Annotated in this window: 18 protein-coding genes and 1 riboswitch; of the genes, 1 reads left to right on the plus strand and 17 read right to left on the minus strand. The window is 42.8% G+C overall.

Annotation, left to right across the window (positions count from 1 at the left end):
• Positions 1 to 11: 11 nt before the first annotated feature.
• The 13 genes from grdC to PG840_RS12945 all read right to left on the minus strand — a co-directional run bounded on the left by grdC (position 12) and on the right by PG840_RS12945 (position 17,490).
• A complete protein-coding gene (gene grdC, locus PG840_RS12885; RefSeq protein ID WP_055247420.1) occupies positions 12 to 1,550 on the minus strand; it encodes a glycine/sarcosine/betaine reductase complex component C subunit beta in 1,539 nt (512 codons plus the stop codon).
• Between the two features lie 296 nt (positions 1,551 to 1,846).
• A complete protein-coding gene (gene grdA / locus PG840_RS12890; protein WP_117558227.1) occupies positions 1,847 to 2,320 on the minus strand; it encodes a glycine/sarcosine/betaine reductase complex selenoprotein A in 474 nt (157 codons plus the stop codon).
• 139 nt (positions 2,321 to 2,459) lie between these two features.
• Positions 2,460 to 2,777 (minus strand): thioredoxin TrxA, encoded by a 318-nt coding sequence (gene trxA / locus PG840_RS12895; RefSeq protein ID WP_008375313.1) that lies wholly within the window; start codon positions 2,775 to 2,777, stop codon positions 2,460 to 2,462.
• Positions 2,778 to 2,813: 36 nt separating this feature from the next.
• Positions 2,814 to 3,761, minus strand: coding sequence for a thioredoxin-disulfide reductase (gene trxB / locus PG840_RS12900; RefSeq protein WP_008375312.1), 948 nt, complete (start codon positions 3,759 to 3,761; stop codon positions 2,814 to 2,816).
• A gap of 48 nt (positions 3,762 to 3,809) precedes the next feature.
• Entirely contained in the window at positions 3,810 to 5,123 is a 1,314-nt protein-coding gene (grdB, locus tag PG840_RS12905) for a glycine reductase complex selenoprotein B (RefSeq protein WP_117834180.1), read from the minus strand.
• Between the two features lie 20 nt (positions 5,124 to 5,143).
• Positions 5,144 to 6,424, minus strand: coding sequence for a glycine/sarcosine/betaine reductase component B subunit (locus PG840_RS12910; RefSeq protein ID WP_117834178.1), 1,281 nt, complete (start codon positions 6,422 to 6,424; stop codon positions 5,144 to 5,146).
• 80 nt (positions 6,425 to 6,504) lie between these two features.
• Positions 6,505 to 6,891: a GrdX family protein gene (locus PG840_RS12915; RefSeq protein ID WP_022220909.1), complete on the minus strand. Its 387-nt coding sequence runs from the start codon at positions 6,889 to 6,891 to the stop codon at positions 6,505 to 6,507.
• A 183-nt stretch (positions 6,892 to 7,074) separates the two neighbouring features.
• Positions 7,075 to 7,199: riboswitch (glycine riboswitch) on the minus strand.
• Positions 7,200 to 7,367: 168 nt separating this feature from the next.
• The gene (locus tag PG840_RS12920) at positions 7,368 to 8,741 is read right to left on the minus strand and encodes an alanine/glycine:cation symporter family protein (protein ID WP_270613705.1); all 1,374 of its coding nucleotides are present in this window, start codon (positions 8,739 to 8,741) and stop codon (positions 7,368 to 7,370) included.
• A gap of 425 nt (positions 8,742 to 9,166) precedes the next feature.
• Entirely contained in the window at positions 9,167 to 10,600 is a 1,434-nt protein-coding gene (gene purB / locus PG840_RS12925) for an adenylosuccinate lyase (RefSeq protein WP_118217892.1), read from the minus strand.
• Between the two features lie 13 nt (positions 10,601 to 10,613).
• Positions 10,614 to 12,050 (minus strand): amidophosphoribosyltransferase, encoded by a 1,437-nt coding sequence (gene purF, locus PG840_RS12930; protein WP_044999256.1) that lies wholly within the window; start codon positions 12,048 to 12,050, stop codon positions 10,614 to 10,616.
• A 105-nt stretch (positions 12,051 to 12,155) separates the two neighbouring features.
• Positions 12,156 to 12,917: a hypothetical protein gene (locus tag PG840_RS12935; protein ID WP_008375292.1), complete on the minus strand. Its 762-nt coding sequence runs from the start codon at positions 12,915 to 12,917 to the stop codon at positions 12,156 to 12,158.
• Positions 12,892 to 14,181 carry a DUF5716 family protein gene (locus PG840_RS12940; RefSeq protein ID WP_270613706.1) on the minus strand — a complete coding sequence of 430 codons (1,290 nt, stop codon included), beginning with the start codon at positions 14,179 to 14,181 and terminating at the stop codon, positions 12,892 to 12,894. Before PG840_RS12940 ends, PG840_RS12935 begins: the two co-directional genes overlap by 26 nt.
• 15 nt (positions 14,182 to 14,196) lie before the next feature.
• Positions 14,197 to 17,490: a DUF5717 family protein gene (locus PG840_RS12945; RefSeq protein ID WP_242856238.1), complete on the minus strand. Its 3,294-nt coding sequence runs from the start codon at positions 17,488 to 17,490 to the stop codon at positions 14,197 to 14,199.
• Between the two features lie 132 nt (positions 17,491 to 17,622).
• On the opposite strand from PG840_RS12945, the gene PG840_RS12950 reads away from it, so the two are divergent.
• A complete protein-coding gene (locus PG840_RS12950) occupies positions 17,623 to 18,717 on the plus strand; it encodes a pyridoxal phosphate-dependent aminotransferase (protein WP_270206000.1) in 1,095 nt (364 codons plus the stop codon).
• Positions 18,718 to 18,984: 267 nt separating this feature from the next.
• On the opposite strand, the gene PG840_RS12955 is transcribed toward PG840_RS12950, so the two are convergent.
• The 4 genes from PG840_RS12955 to PG840_RS12970 form a co-directional block, all read right to left on the minus strand.
• Complete coding sequence (locus PG840_RS12955; protein WP_008375282.1) at positions 18,985 to 19,329, minus strand: cupin domain-containing protein; 345 nt, start codon at positions 19,327 to 19,329, stop codon at positions 18,985 to 18,987.
• Positions 19,330 to 19,381: 52 nt separating this feature from the next.
• The gene (locus tag PG840_RS12960) at positions 19,382 to 20,668 is read right to left on the minus strand and encodes an O-acetylhomoserine aminocarboxypropyltransferase/cysteine synthase family protein (RefSeq protein WP_008375280.1); all 1,287 of its coding nucleotides are present in this window, start codon (positions 20,666 to 20,668) and stop codon (positions 19,382 to 19,384) included.
• A gap of 154 nt (positions 20,669 to 20,822) precedes the next feature.
• Positions 20,823 to 21,806 (minus strand): DNA/RNA non-specific endonuclease, encoded by a 984-nt coding sequence (locus PG840_RS12965; RefSeq protein ID WP_270205999.1) that lies wholly within the window; start codon positions 21,804 to 21,806, stop codon positions 20,823 to 20,825.
• Positions 21,803 to 22,294: a hypothetical protein gene (locus PG840_RS12970; RefSeq protein WP_055247340.1), complete on the minus strand. Its 492-nt coding sequence runs from the start codon at positions 22,292 to 22,294 to the stop codon at positions 21,803 to 21,805. The genes PG840_RS12965 and PG840_RS12970 overlap by 4 nt, the downstream gene beginning before the upstream one ends.
• Positions 22,295 to 22,400: the final 106 nt, after the last annotated feature.

Genomic DNA, 22,400 nt, shown 5'->3' on the forward strand with positions numbered 1-22,400 from the left:
GTCCACCTTTCTTATTCTTCTGTTGCCATGAGTGATGCTGCAAAATCTTTCATTGCTTTTGCAATCAGTCCTTTTACTTCTTCTTCTGATACACCACTGTTATCTTCTGCACCGGTATTTGCCTGGATTACGAAAGATACACCATCGAAGAGGTTGGTCATACGTCCAAGGAACAGACTTCCTTTTCCGATGATCATGACTTTATTGATCTTTCCAGCAAGGATATCTTCTCTTGCAAATCCGATGTACGGTACACCTGAAGGAATATGTCCCTGAGTCGGAGCCCATCCTGTCAGTCCGTGTTCTCCTGCGAAGCTTGCAAGTTCTTTTCTGTCAAGTTCGCCTCTCTTAACTGCGAGAGCTGCGATCATCTTGTAGTTAGCAAGCGGTACATCTCCGGCTCCTGCCGGTTTTGTGATATCCGGGTTCTGCATTTCCGGAGAGAATTTATCGATATCTGTGATCTTAAGTCCTGCTCTTTCCAGTGGATCAGCTACAAGGCTTCCGATTACGTTCTGCGGAGCACTTCCTGTTCCTACTGTATGGCGTCCAAGGATATCCAGGTTGATTTCCGGGTTTACACCATCGTTTTCTGCGATGATTACACAGAATCCGCCAAGGCAGTCTTCCAGGATCGGAAGACCTTTCTTTACATGGTCTTTACCGTTCATACCAAGTTTTGCTGTACAACCACCAGCTGTTACAGCTACACATTTGTATGCGCCTGATTTTACGAGAGCTGCTGCTTCGATCAGTGCGTGAGATGGTCCGGCACAGAATCCACGGGAGTCAGAACCTGTTGCGTTCAAAAGTCCTGCAACTTCAGCTGCTGCTTTCGCAAAGTTACCACCACCACGCTGGTTCATATCACCACAAGCTTCTTCTGCACAGTCGATGACATACTCAACGTCTGTCTTTTCGATTCCTGCGTTTCTTACACCATAGAGGAGGGCGAGCACGCTGGATGCCTTACTCATAATGTTTTCATGCATAACATGAGCTGAAAGGTTTGCATCAATGTCATGCGCTCTCTTTACACAGCCTACCAGTTTGTTTTCATGATACAGACCTTCAGCATGCTCTTCATTTACAAAGTGTTCGATTTCTGAGATTTCAAATCCCTCGATTACTTTTTCTACGATATCATCTGTGATGATCGGATCTGCTGCAAATTTTTCTTTTGTAGCTGCTACAAATCCTTTTTCAAGCATAACAACTTCGAACATGTCGCATGCCTGAGCTAAAAGAAGGAATTCGTCTTCCGGCATGATTTCACCGTATTTTCCGTAACGCTCTGCACCTTCTTTTACTTTATCGTAGTAAGGAAATTCAACCTGGGCAAGGTCGTCCGGTGTTGCATTTCCGATATATACCTGATTCGGCCAATAATTTACACATGTATCATATGACCGAAGATGATCTCTAAGTTCTTTTAAATATTCTGATTCCGGATTAACAACTCTTTCTGTTGTCTGTGTTGTTCCGTTGTAAACTACCATTTCCGGGGTATGTACGAGTACATATCCTGCTCCTTTAATTACACTGTTCATCGCTGGTTTCCACCTTTCCTGACATTCTCTTTTTACGAATGTCACCATCATTCATTTCTCCGTGATATGCGCGTATAATCTACCTGTCCTGATTTAAAAGATTTTGGGCAGAATGCGCTAAACAAGCTTTTATCAGAAGCGCATCACTGGCACGCTTCCGAGATGCTAGGCAATTCACTAATGCAATACCAGCATGTTCCCGATATGCCTGGCAATAAAACAGGCGACAGGAAGAATCCTGCCGCCTGTACCTCTATCTCAGATATTCCGCTTTGAAGGTATACCCCCTCTTTATCTTAGAGGTATTTGCAATATTCGTCGCGGATTGCTGACATTTCGTCTACGATATCATCAACATCAAGGACCATTTCCATCATGCCTACCTGTTCATCGTAAACAGCCGGGTCAAATTCTTCTTTTAACTCTGGTTCACATACGTGATATGTCGTGAGTCCAAGCTGGACCCCTGTCAACGGACCTGCGAATGTCGGGTCTCCTGCTGTAACGGTTTCTGCAGCAAGTCCTGCTGCTTCTCCTTCAGCTGCGCCTACGATTACGACTACGTTTTCCGGGCCGTACTCCTCAGCAAATTCTTTTACCCTTTTCTGATTCTCCAGATCCATTGCGCCTGCGCTAGTTCAGACGAAACATTCTGTTGAAGAAAAAACTACATCTCCGCCAGCTGTCTTTACGCATTCTGCGATTGCTGGTCCCGGTACACCGTCACGGTCACCGATAATAACAACTTTTTTATCTTTTAAAATTGCCATGATGTCTTTTCCTCCTTCCTTTCTTTTAAAATTTTGTTTTGTTAATAGTTTTACACGCTTTACGCGATTATATATTGTGAGCACACAGACAGCTCTTTGCCGCCTGTGCGCGGCTCACCGAATTAAATTGGTTTAATGATTAGATATATTTCTTAATCATTGCTTCGATGCTTTCCTGTGTAGCATCATCTTTTACTACTTCTTCTACTTTTTCGCCATCTTTGTAAATAGCCATAACCGGAAGACCAAGGATCTTCTGTCCGATAGCAAGACGACGAGCTTTTGTTGTATTCAGAGATGTGAATTTGATCTTATCTCCGTATTTGTCTGCCATTTCATGTACGAACGGCATCAGAGCCTGGCATGGAACGCATCCATCACCAAAGAAATCTACGAATACATAACCTTCTGCTTTTAAGACTTCGTCTTCAAATGTTTTCTTATCTACTTCTAACATGTCAAATGTCCTCCTCACTCTATTAAAAAGTGTTTATTATTTTAACTCGTTAATATACTTTTCTGCCTGTGTAGCTGCGATTGCTCCATCAGCTGCAGCTGTAACAACCTGTCTTAAGCTCTTAACGCGGATATCGCCTGCTGCGAATACGCCTGGGATATTAGTGTGCATATCTGCATCTGTCGGAATATATCCTCTTTCATCCATCTCAAGACCTGTTCCTTCATAGATCTTTGAGTTTGGAAGTGTTCCGATAAATCCGAATACACCAAACATTCCGTCATCTTCATCAGCTACGATCTTAGTGAGTTCACCTGTTTTAACATTCTTAACAGTCATCTCAGAAAGGATTCCGTCACCGCCAACTTCTTCTACAACCGTATCCCACATAAAGTGAAGTTTTTCGTTCTTGAAAGCTTTTTCCTGGATGGATTTTGCTGCACGAAGCTCATCACGTCTGTGAATAATGGTAACTTTTCTTGCAAATTTTGTAAGGTACATAGCTTCTTCTACAGCAGAGTCTCCTCCACCTACTACGTATACTTCAAAATCTTCAAAGAAGTTTGCATCACAGGTAGCGCAGTAAGAAACGCCCTTACCCATGAATTCTTTTTCGCCTTTGCATCCGATCGGTCTTGCAAAAGCTCCGGTTGCGATGATAACCGTCTTTGACTGATATTCAGCCTTCGCACTCTTCAGTACTTTGATATCGCCGTCCAGGTGTACTTCGTTAATTACATCTGACGCTCTCTCAACGCCGAATTTTTCACACTGCTGTGTCATTCTTGCGATAAGAGAAGGACCGCTTTCCCCTTCTACGATCTGTCCAGGATAATTTTCGATGTCATCTGTGATTGCGATCTGTCCGCCATCTTTACCTTTCTCAATAACCAGTGTTGAAAGACGGCTTCTTCCTGCGTACAGACCTGCAGCTAAGCCTGCAGGTCCCGCACCCAGGACGATCACGTCATAAACTTTGCTCATAACGTTCTCTCCTTTTTTAATAAAATTACATGACCTTCTAACTATGATTTAGTTGTCAAAGATTGTCTGTCCGTCTACTTCTGTTGTAAGAGCTTTCAGAGCTTTTTCAACAAGACCCTTACGAAGAGCATACTCTTCATCTTTTTCAAGAGCCGGATTTCCAAGTGGATGAGGAATAGCAATCGTAGGAACGATTCTGTTCGCACCAACTGTCATGGAAATCGGAGTTACTGTACACATATGAACTACCGGGAGTCCAGCTGCTTCAATTGCTTTTACCATTGTTGCACCGCAACGTGTACAGGTACCTCAAGTAGAGGTCATGATAACTGCGTCAACACCGTCTGCTATAAGTTTCTGAGCATATTCCTCAGCGAAAGCTTTTGCAGAAGCTACGGCTGTACCGTTACCAACTGTTGTATAGAATTTGTTGTGAAGTTTTCCGATAACGCCTTCTTTTTCGAATTCACGCATAACGTCTACAGGAAGTACACGGTCTGCATCTTCGTTAGCGTATACCGGGTCATATCCACCATGAGCTGTTTCGTATGTTTCTTCTGTAAGATCCATAACACCTGTGATGTCATATTCTCCGTAATGTGAGGCATTTGAACTTTCGATGTGGTCCGGATTTCCTTTCGGAACGATTCCACCTGAAGTACAAAGTGCGATTGTAGCCTTGCTAAGATCTTTGATAGCTGGCTGTGGATCAACACGGTCGAATGTTGGCATTGGATACTCTGTCTCAAACGGCTTGTCTGCCAGTTTCTTAAGGAGCATCTTAACAGCTCTCTTAGATCCACGTTCTTTTTCGAAGAAGTTTACACGAACTCCGTTCGGCATGTAACCTTCCTGGCAAGAAGCACCGATTTTTTCGCCTTTAGCGATCTTAAGAGCAAGAGGAGCAAGTTTCTTAACTGCGTCTCTCATACCAGCTGCGCTGTTCTTTGTAGATACTGTGTAAACTTTGTTCTTGAACATATCAGCACCTGGGTTTTCAACGTACATACCAGTTACTGCCGGGATTCCGAGTTCTTCCTGTACTGCATCACAGATAGTTCCGCATGCAACACCGTAACGTCCAGCATTGAAAGCAGGTCCAGCGATGAAGATATCAGGATTCTGGCTCTTAACCATTTCAAGAATATCAGCTTTTGCTTTGTCAAGGTTTTCATTGAAGTAAGAGTCACCGCAAACGATTGTAGCTATGATCTCTGCTTCTTCTCCAAACTGCTGTGTCAGAGCCTGTCCAGGTCCAACGATTTCGCCTACGCGAAGTTCAGCAGGATAATCAGCTTTTTCTTCTCCACCAATCTGAGCGAAGAACTGATTGATATAATGTACAACTTTAATTTTACTCATTATCTTTACGTCCTCCATTCCTAGCGTGCACTCAGATATCCAAATCCGGTTTCATTTGTAGCACCGGTAATGGCCTGAATTTCAACTTCGATTGTTCCATCTTCACGATGAGAATGTTCATTACCACCAGCAATGATTGTAACAAAATCTTCTGTTCCGATTACTTTATCCATCTTAGGAAGTACGATTACCTGGTTAGCATTTCCACCGGTTACAACTGCGTCTGCAGCCGGATCAGCATCTGCCAGTGACTGAGATTTTCCGTCACGTCCGGCATATTCGTCTGTAATGATTACAGTCTTAACGCCTTCAGCTTCGATCTTCTTGCAGTTCATGATAAGGTCAGTATCCGGGTTACCGAATCCTTCCTGAGATACGATAACTGCATCAAGGTCTAACAGACGGCACATCTTAGCTGTCCAGTCAGATGAACGCATCTTATCAGCAAGGTATACGTTTTCGTTTGTAAGGATCTGGCAAACGAAGTTGATTGTTTTTCCGTGTTCTTCGAACAGGTCATGTACAACCGGGTTGTTTTCATGAACATATGTTGGGTTCTTATCGCAAGCGGATACACAGTTACCAGATACGATAGCTCCGTCCATAACTTCTGTCGGGTTCATGATTGTAGAGAGTGTTCTCTTAGCATCAACACCGTATACATATGTGTCATGGAGAAGTCCCTGGCTCTGAAGCATCTGTACATAAGCAACTCTCGGAAGGTTCGGGAATTTTTCTTTTCCTTCCATGATTCCGTATGTCTCATATGTCTTTGTCTCGTCTGGTGTGAGTTCACGAGCAAGTTCTCCAAGGTAAACTGCTACTCTGAATCCAGCAAGACGAACAGCTTTTTCATATTCATGCTGTTTGATTCCTTCAACTGGTTCGCAAACAACTACTAAGTTGTTAAGTTTAGAGAATGGTGTATATTCTGCACCCGGGCCAGACATATCGATGATACCTTCCTGGAATCCCACGATCTTACCAGCTGTTACAACAGCCATTCCTTTTAATGCATATGTCTTACCACTACCTACAGTGTCAACTTTTGCGATAACGCCTGGGAAGACTCCCCCTCTTCCTTCAACTTTAACACGTGGTTCAATAACATCTTTAACCGGTGTGATACGAACACTTTCACCTGGTTTTGCGATATCAAATTTAACACCTTTGATTTTTTCGTCCTCAAGAACGATTGCCTTTACAGCTTCTTCGTCAACATAAAGAACACCATTTTCGATCTTTGATTCAGATGCGAACTGAATGTCGTTAATAAAAATGTGACCTACTTCTAATTTCACTGTAAATTCCCTCCTTTTTTGAATGTGTTTGTTGTATGCTCAAAAGTACACTAAACCGCATGTACTTCTACAGCCTTTTTTTAGCGCCAGCTTTCCGCTGACGGCAGAGCACTTGAGATCAATGTGTAATCTACAAGCTGAAAGTCTGCATAAACCTGAGGTTTATAAAGATCAGACTTAAACTGAAATTTACCGCACGCCTGAATGGCGCTTGCAATGATCTGCATCGCCTGTGCATCCAGACCTTCCGGCGTTTCTGAGAGCATAACCGACTTATATGGAGTCTCATTCGGTTTTACGCTTCCGGACAGCGGATGTGTCAAAAGTCGGTATCCCTGGAAGATCATCTTCTGAACTTTTTTAAGTGTGTCCTCATAAGAAAGTTCTTCGTATTCCACATGATAATCTTCCCCAAGTTTTTCTTTTACCAGTGGATTATTTGTGATAATCATAAATCCAGTATTCATAGCTGCTTCTTCCTTTCGTCCCCTGTCCGTTTATGCGGTCTTTTTTGACTCCCTGTGTCTGAAATACTCCAGATATTTTTTTAACATATATCTGGTATCAAAAAAGGACGCCAAAACAACTTCTCTGTTTTAAACGTCCTTTCTGTCTCCTTGTAAATTCGGTAATTCCGGATTCAGAGTGTAGTACCTTTCCCGATCCTTTTGCCTGAAAGTTTCACCATTCAACGAGCTTTACTGCTCTACGGTTTGCATCTTCGGCGACCATTTATCAAATATCTTTATAAATGATTCTCTCGCAGGAAATATCAACCTACTATCTAATTGACTGCATCTTTTTATTCATTTTGCAGCATCTTTCATGCTGACATGATTACTATAACACACATTTATACAAAATGCTAGTCTTTTTATAGATTTTTTTGTATATTTCTTATTGTTTTTTTCTATAACTATTTTTCAGTTATTATACAAATTATCTATTTGCCTCTTTTCTGATTTGGCAGGAAATTATTATAGTAATCGTCATGCGTCTTCTTAACAAGACCACTGAGTGCTACCAGTGCAATCGCATTCGGGATAACCATCATACTGTTAAAGCAGTCTGCCATATTCCATACAAGGTCTACTTCCTGAAGTGATCCGAGTGCTACGCAGATACACACAATGATTGAGTAAATTTTAACAGCTTTTGCCCCAAACAGGTAACGGATGTTTGCTTCACCGAAGAAATACCATCCGATGATCGTTGAGAATGCAAAGAATAACATACAGATCGCGATAAAGATCTCACCGAACTTACCATATAATGTAGAGAATGCATACTGGCTCAGCTGTGCACCCGTAAGACCAGTCGTTCTTGAACCGGTTGTGATAATAACAAGTGCTGTCAGGTTAAGAATTACGAATGTATCAATGAACACACCGATCATAGCTACAAAGCCCTGTTCAACCGGATGTTTTACTTTTGCTACTGCATGTGCGTGTGGTGTAGAACCCATACCAGCTTCATTGGAGAAGAGACCTCTTGCCACACCTTTCTGTACTGCAAGCTTCAAGGTTGCGCCCATTGCACCACCTGCTACTGCTGCCGGTTTAAACGCACCGACAATAATGTCATGGAATGCTGCCGGGATTGCTGTAACGTTTGCAAAAATTACGATCAAAGAACCTACTATATAAAATGCTGCCATGATCGGCACGATCAGTTCAGTAACTTTTGCGATTCGCTTCATACCACCTGTGAATACAAACAGAGAAACAACTGCTACAAAAATACCCATTGCAATCTTCGGAATTCCGAATGCAGTGTTCCATGATGCTGCGATTGAGTTAGACTGAACTGCATTGCCCATGAATCCAAGTGCAAAGATGATCAGCACTGCAAAAATAGCTGCCAGAACTTTTCCGAACGTTCCTTTAAATGCTCCTCGTATGTAATATACCGGACCACCGGTTACGGTTCCGTCATCACTGACCTGCTTGAACTTCTGAGCCATAACCGCTTCTGCGAAGATCGTTGACATTCCGAGGAATGCGCTGATCCACATCCAGAAGATTGCTCCCGGACCACCGACTGCAATTGCAGTTGCAGCTCCGGCGATATTACCGGTACCAACCTGAGCAGCAATCGCTGTTGCAAGTGCTTGGAAAGAAGACATTCCGTCTTTTCCGGCATCCCCTTTCTTGCTAAAAAGTCCGCCAAAAGTTCTGTTCCATCCATCTTTAAAACCACGGATTTGGATAAATCCAAGCTTAAATGTGAACAGCAAGCCAATACCTACAAGTGCTATGATCAGCACCGATCCTGTTAGGACATCATTTACCTTTAATACTAAATCGTTAATACTCATACAGTAACCCTCCTTTTTAATAGACATCCCTTATAGTTTTTATCTGTTGAATCTATAATAACCTATTTATAGTTTTTATGCAATATTTTCAGTTAATTTATTTATTTTTTGTATATTATCACCATGTTATTGCGATAACATAATAAATTTGCTCTAAATAAGCGCGGTTTTTCGCGCTTTTCTGTGTTTGTCAAAAACTCAGTTTTCATATTTTTCGTCAATTTGTCTAATTAATGACGATTTAATATCTATACATTTCCATGGGATTTATAGATTTTTTCAGATGAACGCGTTAATTCTTTACTATATTGATATTTCAAAGAAGTCATTTTCAGACCATGAAACATAAATAAAAAGCAGGAAACAATCTTCCGTCTTACCCGGAAATCTGCTTCCTGCTCTTCCATTCTGTTTATTCAGATATTCTATACATTGATCTCTGCTTTTACACCAAGCAGCTCTTTATTTTCATCCAGGATCGGCCGGATCACATTCTTAAGGAATGCTTCGACCTGTTCTTTGGAACGTCCTACGTATTTGGATGGATCCATTGTTTTCTGAAGATCTTCCAGACTCAGATTAAATGCATCATCTGCCGCGATCAGTTCAAGAAGGTTGTTGTCCAGACCTTTTTCTTTAACATTCTTTCCTGCTTCCATCGAAAGTTCACGAATTCGTTCATGCAGTTCCTGACGGTCTCCACCAGCCTTTACTGCATCCATCATAATATTCTCTGTTGCCATGAACGGAAGTTCAGACATCAGGCGTTTTTCAATTACTTTTGGATATACAACCAGTCCGTCAACGACATTCAGGCACAGATCCAGAATACCGTCAATCGCAAGAAAACCTTCCGGTACACTCAGTCGCTTATTCGCAGAGTCATCCAGAGTACGTTCAAACCACTGTGTAGCAGAAGTGATCGCCGGATTCAGTGCATCAATCATCACATAACGGGACAGAGACGCGATTCGTTCGCTTCTCATTGGATTTCTCTTGTATGCCATTGCAGAAGATCCGATCTGTGTCTTTTCAAACGGCTCTTCCACTTCTTTCAGATGCTGGAGAAGACGGATGTCATTGGAGAATTTGTGTGCGCTTGCTGCAATTCCGGCAAGAACATTCACAACTCTTGTATCCACTTTACGGGAATAAGTCTGTCCGGATACCGGATAGCATGCTTCAAATCCCATCTTCTTAGCAATCATTGGATCGATCTTATCAATGGTCTCCTGATCTCCCTCAAACAGTTCCAGGAAGCTTGCCTGTGTACCGGTTGTTCCTTTTGATCCAAGAAGTTTCAGGCTTCCAAGCACATAATCAAGATCCGCAAGATCCATAGAAAATTCCTGCATCCACAGAGTTGCTCTCTTTCCAACCGTTGTCGGTTGTGCTGGCTGGAAATGAGTAAATGCAAGTGTCGGAAGATCTTTATACTGATCTGCGAACTTTGAAAGTTCATCCAGAACATTAACCAGCTTTTTCTTAACAAGTTTCAGAGCCTCTGCCATGATAATGATATCAGTATTATCACCTACATAACAGGAAGTTGCTCCCAGATGAATGATCCCTTTTGCTTTCGGGCACTGCTGTCCATATGCATATACATGAGACATCACATCATGGCGCACTACTTTTTCACGTGCTTTTGCGACATCGTAATTGATATCCTCTGCATGCTCTTTCAGTTCTGCGATCTGTTCATCTGTAATATTGAGCCCCAGCTCTTTTTCTGTCTCTGCAAGTGCGATCCAGAGTTTTCTCCATGTCTTAAATTTCATGTCCGGAGAAAAAATATACTGCATCTCCTTGCTGGCATACCGCTCTGAAAGCGGACTTACATACTTGTCGTATCCCATAGTCTTATCCTCCCTATTCTTCTGACTCAAACGCGTGGGAAATATCTTTTCCCGGAACGCGCATCGGGTAATTTCCTGTAAAACATGCATCGCAGTATCCAAGATCTCCAACCATGTCTTTCAGCTTATCTATTTCCATATATCCAAGAGAATCTGCTCCGATCATTTCACGGATCTGCTCCGTTGTATGTGAATGAGCAATGAGCTGATCATTCGACGGTACATCTGTACCAAAATAACAAGGATGTAAAAACGGTGGCGAACTGATTCTTACATGAACTTCTTTTGCTCCTGCTTTTTTGAGCATCTTGATGATATTTGCACAGGTCGTTCCACGGACGATGGAATCATCTACCATAACAATACGCTTGCCCCGTACAACCTCTTCAATAACATTCAGTTTGATCTTCACACTGGACTCTCTCTGACTCTGTTTCGGCTTGATAAAGGTTCTTCCTACATAACTGTTCTTGTGGAATGCCATACCGTAAGGGATTCCGGAATATTCCGAATATCCTTTTGCCGCAACCAGTCCGGAATCCGGCACACCGACAACAAGATCAGCCTCTACCGGATAAGACTGTGCAAGAGCCTTTCCTGCAACAATCCTTGCATGATATACATTGATGTTGTCGATCACGCTGTCCATACGTGCAAAATAAATGTACTCAAAAATACAACGTGCCTGCTTTTCAGGTGGAATCTGCATACTTTTGTCCGAAGATACTCCATGCTTTGTAAAGCTGACAATCTCTCCCGGTTCCACGTCACGGATAAAGTCTGCACCAACTGCTGCAAGGGCACAGCTTTCCGATGCCAGGAACCAGGTATTATCTCGCTTGCCGATACAGAGTGGTTTGAGACCAAATGGATCTCTCGCTCCGATCATCTTACGCGGGCTTGATACAACCAGTGCATATGCGCCTTCAATTTTCTTCATTGCATTCCTGACCGCATCCTCTGCCTTTGAAACCTTCAGACGCTCTCTTGCAATATGATAGGCAATCACTTCCGAATCAATCGTTGTCTGGAAGATTGCTCCGGTATATTCCAGTTCATGACGAAGCTCGATCGCATTCGTCAGATTACCATTATGGGCAATCACCAATGTACCTTTCACATAATTCAGAACCAGTGGCTGTGCATTTTCCGCACGGGTTCCCCCTGCTGTCGAATACCGCACATGTCCGACGCCAAGGTTTCCCTTTAATTTGCCAAGTTCTTCCTCATCGAATACTTCATTGACAAGTCCTAGTCCCTTTCTGAAATGAACTTTCCGCTTGCCATAGGTATCTGTCACTGCAATTCCGCAGCTTTCCTGCCCTCTGTGCTGAAGGGCAAACAAACCATAGTACACTGACGGCGCAACATCGCCACCATCCATATCATAGGCACCGAATACACCACATTCTTCACCTAAACCAGTCTCTACTCTTTCAAGTTCGCTCATCGTTTTGTCTTCTCCTATTTGTTGTATCCGCTTAATTTTTACATAGAGAGTATAATACATGATTTTCCGAAAATCAATACACAGCCTTGAACTTTCTCCCGTACACTATGCTCTTCTGTACTCTTTTTTCCATTCTTCAAACAATTCCTTTGACGGTTCGATGTTGATATTTTCTCTCACTTTTTCTATCTTTTCTGTAAGTTTGTTGTCAATTTCCAAAAGGATTTCATTGCCCATGACCATCTTCTGATATTCATCCTGCGGCATGTATCTGGAACTTGCATACAGATAACCTTCGAGCATTTTATTATCTTCACAGATCTTATACGCCTTCTCATACATTCTCGCCGACTCTTCATACAGAAATGCTCTCCCATATGCTCCGGCAAGGCACGCAGACACGCGACCATAAAAACGCTTATCTACCGAATCATCCTTTTCTCCGTTGACGATCGACATGTAAACCAGGATTGCCGATTCCAGTTCTCCACTTTCCATCAGCTTATCTGCTTTGTATTTCTGACGTTCTACTTCTTTCTGGTTCTTGAGTTTCTCCAGAACATTCTGGATGTGTGCCATTTCACCCGGTGTGTAGATTCTGGATTCATGTAGCACAAGAACCACAAATTTCTCCACGGAACCATGATTCCGGATCAGTTCCACCAGCTTTACTGCAAGATCCTGCATTTCCAGTTCATCTGCGATCCATCTGCAGAGCTGCTCATTCATGATCGTATAATCGATCAGATACAGATTGTTGCACAGATAATAACACAGCTCTTCCAGTGTACTGATCCTTGTATGGATCCTCGAAATTTCATAGGGATGTTTTGCCTTTTTCTTATGACAAAGAATTAAACTGCCCATTGCTGCCTCCTAATTCAATGATCTTCTCCAACCGGAATCCTGATGGCGCAAAAAATTCGCCAAATCCCATATCTTCAAAAATAATATGACAGGTCTTTTCATCCGAGAAGAATGTACTAATTTTCAGACGAAGCGCATAGTTTTTCCGGTCCGGCAAACCTTTCAGAGAAACCGACTCCACAAGATGCCTGCCGGTCACCAGAGAATCTACATGGATCTCAATATCCTCTGTATCACCAAGAAGCACCTCGAGCTGTCTGTCTGATTCGTACCAGTGATTGCCCCAGGATACCAGTGGGTACCAGCCTTCTTCTCCATTCACGCGCATCCGCACGGAAATCTGCTCGGTCAGTTTTGTCTCATCCAGGTAGACTGGCGCATCTGACTGTTCCTCTTTTCTGCGCTGCGCTGTATAACACGCTCCTTTACTGTACAGATTATTTCCCATAAACGCACGGCGTCCGTTACAGAGAACGCGCAGAGAATTCGGATACCAGTTATTTTCAAATCCATCTCCTGTCAAAAAGACAGAAGAGATCATCTTCTTGTTGAATACACTCTGGATAAAACGTTTAAAATGCTCATCTGCCGCTTTTGCCTTCTCAACATGCAGCACCGGATAAACTGCTTCCAGTTCTTCCATACGTGCATCTGCCACCTTGTCCACCGTCACAAAGCTTTCTCTGCTTTTCTGCGAACTGTTCTTCAGTTCCCGCAACATATATGCCCGGATCACATCCTCGTCACAGTAAAAAAGTGCCGCTTCATACTGCCATAATTCTTTCGGCTGGTTAAACATATAATGACAGAAGCTTTCCTTGTAGTCCTGAACATAAATATTTTCCTTTGCCACTCCGAGTTTCTGTCCGATTCCCTTCAGCAGGACGCGGATGTCTTCGTTTTTCTCCGGGACTGTAAACGTGATGCTTTCAATTTCTTCAAATCCGTTCAACGTGTACTTTACAAAATCCGCCAGCAGCTGGACGCCTTCATATTCCTGTCCGTCTACCTCAATTTTCCTATTGCCAAGCGCACAATCCCAGATCCCTTCCACGCAGATACTGTCCCTTACCGTAGACATCCTTCTTGCCTGTCTTCCGTAAGTCCAGGTCTCTTTATAATAGTTCATCACCAGAGGAATCTGATTGTTCTCTTTTTCAATTCCGGTATCCACCGTCTCCGGTTCCTGTGTTTTTTCATTATAATAACTGATCTGACACATCTTTGCATTGATGTCATATCCTATAATACTTCCATGTGTCATGAAGTATTTCCTCCTTTAGTAAGCAACAAAAATATCCTCAGCAAGCTGTTTTTCTGTTGCAAATTCCTTCATCGCGATTGCCAGTGCTTCATTCTTCAGTGATGTCATATCATTCAGTCTTCCAAATTTTCCGATTGGTCTCACCTCACGCGGCTTATAGTCACTTTTTTCCGTAACCGTCACCTTATCCTTATTCGTCTCTGTAAAATAATAACGCAGAGATTCATCACCAAACAAAATAAAGCTCTTGATATAAGTGTCTTCATATGCCGGAAGCAGTATTTCTTCCTGATAATTCATATTATCACTTTCGCCTTTCCGTATCTGGTAGGAAATTGCCACTTTGCTTCCAGGTTTTGCGTGATATTCGATCATCGTCTTATCATAAAGCTGCACTTCTCTGAGCCAGTTCTCCGGATACTTCAAATAGAAAGAAAAATACAGCTGTTTTTCACACATTTCGCGCAGGAATTCCCGTAGCATCGGTTCCAGTTCCTGATGCACTTCCCTGCTGGAATAATATTTTAGCAGGGCGATCTTACAGATATCCGGAAGATCTTCCTCTTTGCGGTATTCATTTGCGATGATTACAAAAATACATCCTTTTACCTGGCGTCCGTTCACCACATATTCTCTTGAAACATAAGCAAGATATGCTCTCTTTAAACGGAAATACGTTCTTCCTTCATAATAATCCGCAAAAATTTCTTCCTCACCAAACATAGTTTCCGAGAAAAGCATCTGCGTAATGATTCTTTCTGAAAGTTTGTAGGTTGTAATATCATAATCTCTTGCCACATGCCAGAGTTTCTTCATATTACGGGTCGATCCACAATAATACTCAGCAAGATAAGACAGCGTCTGCTTATCATACTGATCTTTCAGAAACAGTTCAAAGCATAATGCCAGAAGAAAATCATCCTCCTCCGTACCTTCTTCACGCAGGCGCATACTGCACATTTTAAACACTTCTTTTTCATCTGCCATCTCCAGCCCGTGCTCTCTAAGCATATCCCAGGTCAGTTCTTTTTTCTCTTTCTTCCGTTCCTCTTCCTCATGCTCTTCCTGATATTTTTTGCAGATTTCCATATACCGGTTCTCATAGAACATCCTCATAGTCTCATATGGAATGGAATCAATGTAATGGCGGCCGTCTTTTGATTCCCAGACAATCCGTGCGTCTTTATTGTATAAATATACAATCACTCCATCCGCACTGTACTGTACTTTCTGACTGATCGTTCCGTCAGGCTCGATCACCATGACAAACGCCATGTTCTTTACCGTTGTCTTAATCTCATAAGCATGGCAGATATCATAAACTGCCCGGATTCTTTCCGGTGTCATATCCCGCTCAGTACAGCAGCGTTTGTAAATAATATGCAGAATATCATTGATCCTTCGATTCTCAAGCTGCATCCAGGCAAACCGCTCCATCTGCTCTCTGTAAGCACTGTAAAGCTCACTGCTTTCTTCCTCACAGTTAATCAGATTTGCATACAACACCGCTGCTTTTTTATATTCCAGTGTATTTCCATGCCGGAAGTAAAGTAATACGGATTTTGGAAACTGTCTGTCCAGATATTTGTCATCCACAGTCATCATATAATATTCAAAAAGCTGCGCAATCTTCAGATCTTCTTTTACTGCCAAGGCATACCACTTGAAGCATTCCGGTGTTGTCCGATTGCCACGGATCAGATGGGTACAAATTGCTGTCAGAATCTGTGGATCCGGGAAAATCCGATAAACCTTCTGCATCACAACATCCAGATTCTTATCATAAGTCCGCTGTTGGGATGCAAGGTTCGCCATATAAAGCGCAATTTCCTTTGTCAGAACTCCGTGCTTCTGCGCAAAATTGAGAATCTGTACTTCAAATGCCGAGAGCTTTTTCAGACAGGTTGGCTTCTCCAGAAAACACCGGTATGCCTGCCAGTACAGAATTACCTGGTTCGCACCGTTGCTGCAGTGGCGTTCCAGAACCTGTAATTTTTTGCTGTAGTTTTTATATTCCGGATCAATGTCAATCAGCATACACACAAGCTCCCATGAAGTTGGTTCTTTCATATATGCCTTATTCAGTTCTTCAATTGCTTTGTTAACCTGGCTGCCTGATTTTCTCAAAAGCGCAGTCAGATACAGATAATACGATGAAATGACCGAATCCTTATTCACTGAGAAACGGCTGTAATTGTAATCATCCAGAATACCACTGGCCTTGTCCGGCTCCTTACAGAGCAGGTTAAGATGTGCATCAAACAGTGGATAAACATCTCCGTCTTCTGAATATATATCCAGTCCCTTCAGTTTTTCTCTTGTTGCGTCCGCCCAGGCTGTCAGATCCTTTCCTTCCGCATTACACGCAAGAAAATCCTTTATGATTGATGCAATCGTCTTATCTGCCACACGTCTGTTCTCTGCATGATCCTTGTGATTGGCCAACATTACCTCATAGGTCAGCGATTCATACGGACTTTCAAAAACAATCTGTCCATAATTATTTCCCGCATGAGCCTTTTCCGGATGAATGATATAACTGAAATCAAACAGATTTCCCACAAAATCGTCCGTTGTAAAGTTATCCCTTCCAATCTGGATAAAATCACCGCTCACATGCACCTTCACCGGCATAAATCCCCAAGTATTCTTTGTAAAATGAATAATCTCACGGGTTGCTTCTTTTAAATTGCGGAAAGTTCTCTGATTCCGTCCCATTGTCAGGAAAATACATTCTTTCTGTTTGATTCCGACCAGAAATTCTTCCATCGCCTGCTCACCGAGAGACCATTTCCTAATATTATCATAAAGTGCCTTTATCCTTGGCTCTTCATACTTTATCACGTCATAAAAATCGCGTGATCTGAAAAGACGGTGTGCCTCGATAAAGTTCTCCATCGCCAGCCTTTTAAAATCACGGATATTCTGTACTCTTCCACAGGAAGTCTCGACTGATGGTTTTTCAATGATCGCAGTAAAGTTTACCTCAAATTCTCCACCATTACATACAATCGTAAACTTTCCCTGTTCAACATGCCCGGGAGCAAGTCCGCTTCCATCATAAGTAAAACGGAGCTCCACCGGGTTGCCCTCAAATCCCTGTTCTTCTAAATGTATACGAAAAGAAGAAGAATATACAAGTCCTCTGATATCTCCTTCTTTCCTGTTCTTCAAAATGAAACTTCCCTGGCAGGACTCTCCTTCCCCGATCGTCATCTCAAGATTCGTTACCGGCAGTACAATCTCCGGATGAACAGTTCGAAAATCTCCTTTGGAAAATTTTTTTATTTTATTCTTCAAGCTTGCCACCTACTTCTGCATTGCATTTTTTCAAAAAGACATTATAATAAATTATAACATTATTCTGCATATCAGGCAATGCGGAATACCCGTTTTTTTTAATTCACAGATTTTTGTTATACACAAAGGAGAATACTATTTATGGAAGCAAAACCGCAGTTTCATGGAAGTGACACCGTTGCTGTCGCCGCATTTTATCATGTACCGGTGGACGAGATCGTCTGCTTTGGAGCCAATGTCAACCCACTTGGATTATCCAAAAACCTGAAAAAAGATCTTGCTGCACATCTGGATCTTCTCAGTAGTTATCCGGACCGAAATTACACTACTTTGAAGAAAGTGATTGCCGATTACTGCCAGATTTTACCGGAACATGTAATCGTCGGAAATGGTTCTACAGAGCTGATCTCTCTCCTGATCCAGACACGGAAACCACAAAAAACGCTGGTTCTTGGACCAACTTATTCCGAGTATGGACGTGAACTGGATCTGGTGGGAAGTTCCATCCATACTTACCTGTTAAAAGAGTCAGATCAGTTCCATCTTGATATCCATGCCTTCTGCGAAGAAATCAGGAAGGGCTATGATCTGGTGATATTATGTAACCCGAACAATCCGACTTCGTCCGCTCTCAAAATGCCTGAGATCCAGACCATTCTGGACTGCTGCCGGGAGGCTGGCTCTTTCTTGATGATCGATGAGACTTACGTTGAATTTGCACCGGATATTAATGAAATTTCTTCCATGTCTCTGATCAGCAGTTTTGATAATCTGATGATTCTCCGTGGCGTATCCAAATTTTATGCCGCACCTGGTCTCCGCCTCGGCTACGGTGCAACCAGTAACAGCCAGTTTCTTCAGGATCTTCTGCTGATGCAGAACCCATGGAGTCTGAACAGCCTCGGCGCTTACGCTGGTGAGAAAATGCTCCAGGATCAGGAGTATATCCGGAAAACACGGGATCTGATCCTCTTCGAGCGAAACAAAATGTGCACTGAAATCTCCAAAATCAATGTGCTGACTGTGTATCCTGCTTATGCGAATTTTGTACTAGTAAAGATTGAAAAAGAGGGAGTTACTTCTGCGGATGTGTTTGAATTTCTGATCAAGCAGGGTCTGATGGTGAGAGACTGCTCCAGCTTCAAAGAACTGGGCGGGGAATACTTCCGGTTCTGCATTATGGCTCCGGAAGATAATAAGAGACTGCTTCAAGGAATACAGGATTTCTTTGCATAATGTTTCCTATCCCCACAAGAAGACCATTCACTAAATCGCCAACTCTTATTTCTAAAAATTTTGAGCAGCACAGGATCCCGGCGCAAATGATATTGAATCGTTGCGGCTAAGAGCGCAAAAAAATAGGGGTGGTGTCCGTGTTCACACGAACATCATCCCCTTTTTTGTACAAGCTTCGGAGTTGCCATGCATCCGTATGAAACTGCCAGTGACAGTTTCATAGGTGACGATCAATATCATTTGCGCCGGGATCCGTCCCTCTTCACACTATTCTTTCAAAATAAGCGCCACAAACACAAGATCTTCTTCCCCCGCATTCTTGATGCCATGTCCATTTCCGTCTGCGCAGAAAGTCACATCACCAACTTCTACCGGATATTCTTTGCCATTATCATTGTAAATGCCTGCCCCTTTTGTCAGATAGTAAGTCTCAGTCTCTCCATGATGCTCATGATATCCGATCTCACATCCAGGTTTTAACGTTACTTCATTGAACATCTTGCAGTACGCACCGAGCTGTTCACCTTTGATCAGTTCTTCCTTCAGGATATAGCCTGCGCCACCCGCTACATTTTCTGCTTTGATTGGTTGTCTTTCTGATTTCTTTGTCATGACTCTTTTCCTCCTGTCTGATCAGATTTCTTTATCTGTCATTGTGACACGATTATTGAATTGCGTCAAGTGCCGCAGAAATATCTGCGATCAGATCCTCTTTATCTTCAAGTCCCAGACTGATGCGAATCAGTTCTGCCGGAACCCCTGCTTCTTTTAACTGCTCATCATTCATCTGGCGATGTGTGGATGTTGCCGGGTTCAGGCAACAGGTTCTCGCATCTGCCACATGGGTTTCAATCGCTCCAAGCTTCAGATTCTGCATGAATACGGAAGCAGCTTCTCTTCCACCTTTCAATCCGAAAGATACCACTCCACAGCCCCCGTCTGGCATGTATTTCTTTGCTCTTTCATAGTATTTGTTAGATGGAAGTCCCGGATAATTGACATAAGCAACCTTTGGGTGCTGCTCCAGAAATTCTGCGACAGCCTGTCCGTTCTCCACATGTCTTGGCATACGCACATGAAGAGATTCCAGTCCGAGATTCAGGATAAATGCATTCTGTGGTGCCTGGATCGATCCGAGATCACGCATCAACTGAGAAGTACATTTTGTGATAAATGCGCCTTCTTTTCCGAATTTCTCAGCATAGGTAATTCCATGATAGCTTTCATCCGGTGTGCAAAGTCCGGGATATTTATCTGCATGAGCCATCCAGTCAAATTTACCACTGTCTACGATTGCTCCACCGACTGCTGCTCCATGTCCGTCCATATATTTTGTAGTCGAATGTGTCACAATATCTGCTCCCCATTCGATCGGACGACAGTTGACCGGTGTCGGGAAGGTATTATCCACGATCAGCGGTACACTATGCGCATGCGCAACCTTTGCAAAAAGCTCAATATCCAGAACAGTAAGTGCCGGATTGGCAATCGTCTCACCAAACATCAGCTTTGTATTTGGCTGGAATGCCGCATTTAATTCTTCTTCTGTTGCATCCGGAGAAACAAATGTTGCGTCAATTCCCATTTTCTTCATTGTCACACTGATCAGATTGAAGGTTCCACCATAAATCGAAGAGGAAGCCACAATATGATCTCCTGCTTCACAGATATTGAACATAGCAAAGAAATTCGCTGCCTGTCCGGAAGAAGTCAACATTGCAGCTGTTCCGCCTTCCATCGCCGCGATCTTTGCCGCTACGTGGTCGTTAGTCGGATTCTGCAGACGGGTGTAGAAATATCCGGATGCCTCCAGATCAAATAATTTTCCCATATCTTCACTTGTATTGTATTTGAATGTCGTAGACTGAATGATCGGAACCTGTCTCGGCTCTCCATTTCCAGGTGTATATCCTCCCTGCACGCATTTTGTTCCCATATGATAAGTATTCATGAGAAAGTTCCTCCTTTTTCTTTTACACATTTCCTCTAATGTATATTCATTAAGTATGTTTTCTATTATAGCAGAAAACGGGAGATTTTGTTTAAAAATCTCCCGTTTGTTTTATATTTTTTGCAGAATATGCAGTTTTTCTTTTATTTTCCTCTTACGGTTTACATCTCCCACACGGGATATACCCCTCTTTAATCAGTTCTTCTCTTGAACCTGTAAATGTTTTTTTATTTCCTTCTTTGATATCTTTTACTCCTGAGCACTCCGGCGTATGGAACTTCTTTGTATTTTCATTCAACACATACATCTTTTTCTCTGTATTTCCACTGGTTTTTCCCGTACCCGCTGACGCATCCGTATCGGAAAGCACTGCCTTTCCCGTTGAATAATCAATCGTAATTCCCGGCTGTACATTATAGACATACACATTAAATTTCACACCTTCTCCATGATCCTCCACTGATTCTGCTTCCATTAAAACTCCGGATGCAACCAGATTCTCCCCTTCAAATACCGGTGTGACACGATACATTACATGATTATCTGTCTCTTTGATGTAGTCGGCAACCATATTTTCAAATGGCAGCATCCCATCCACATTCATATAGCGGGTTCCTGTAATCAGATTCTTTTCGTTTGCATTTTCTGCCGTCAGCTGATAGCCTATCAGATGACAACGGTTGTAAAGATATTTTCCATCCACATTGTCAAATTTTATTGTCTGCCACCCGGACGGTTTCACCTGTCCAATCTTTCCTCTTTTCCCGCTCGGCATCAGATCTGTCCCAATATTGGACGAGGCAACGCCGCATCGTCCCAGCTCATCCAGATCACTGTAGCTTTCATAAGACTGATCTGTCAGCTCATCTTCGGTAAAATCCGGTTCATTATCGTCAATCACTACATACGGTGTTCCGCTGTATGCCGGAATATTATCCAATGTAGCGCTCACCGGATCCTGGCTGCCACCCGCTGTCGATTCATTTTCTCCGCTACCTGACTGCCTTTCAACTACTGCTGCCTGACTGTTTCCATATGATGCACTTTGCGCATCTGCTCCACCTGTGCCACACGCTGTCAGAAACAATGCAAACGTCAGAAGCAGCACACCTCTCATTTTCCCAATTTTCTTCTTCATAACAATCCCTGCCTGTTGTAAATTTCTTTTGTAATCTTCTCATGGGAGTAACCGGAAAAATCTTTTCTCTCTTCCAGTCTCCACTTGCTTAAATCTACCTCAAAAAATACATCTGCCGGATAATCCCGGTTCCATTTATACAGAACAATCTCTGTAATCTTCCCCTCATATCCAGCCAGATTCTCCCTCTCAACAAAACAGAAATCCTCTTCTTCTGCCTTTTCCAGAAAATCCCGGTCAACCTTCCACATTTTTTCATCCTCCAGTCGCCCTGCGTCCTGTATTTTCTTCCCAGTCCCAGTTTCCCGGCATACCTCTTCTTTTGCTTTAAAGACTTCTTTAAAAAGCTTATCTGTCTCCGGCGCCATCCAGAGCACATTCCCTCTCGTCATCTCAAGAATATCCTCTGACACCATCCGGTCCCGGCTCACTCTCCTGCCATTAAAGCATATCCCCATCCGGTTATCCACACATACAATAGTTTTCACACTACAAAACTCCTTCCCCGCAATTCCGGCCAATATCCGAAATTCTCTACACAGATTCACATTCTTTTGCCACTGTAGCGTCCGTCTCGTCCCTGCATTTTCCATA

Source organism: Coprococcus sp. AM97-35 (assembly GCF_027697525.1).
GTDB lineage: Bacteria > Bacillota > Clostridia > Lachnospirales > Lachnospiraceae > Allocoprococcus > Allocoprococcus comes.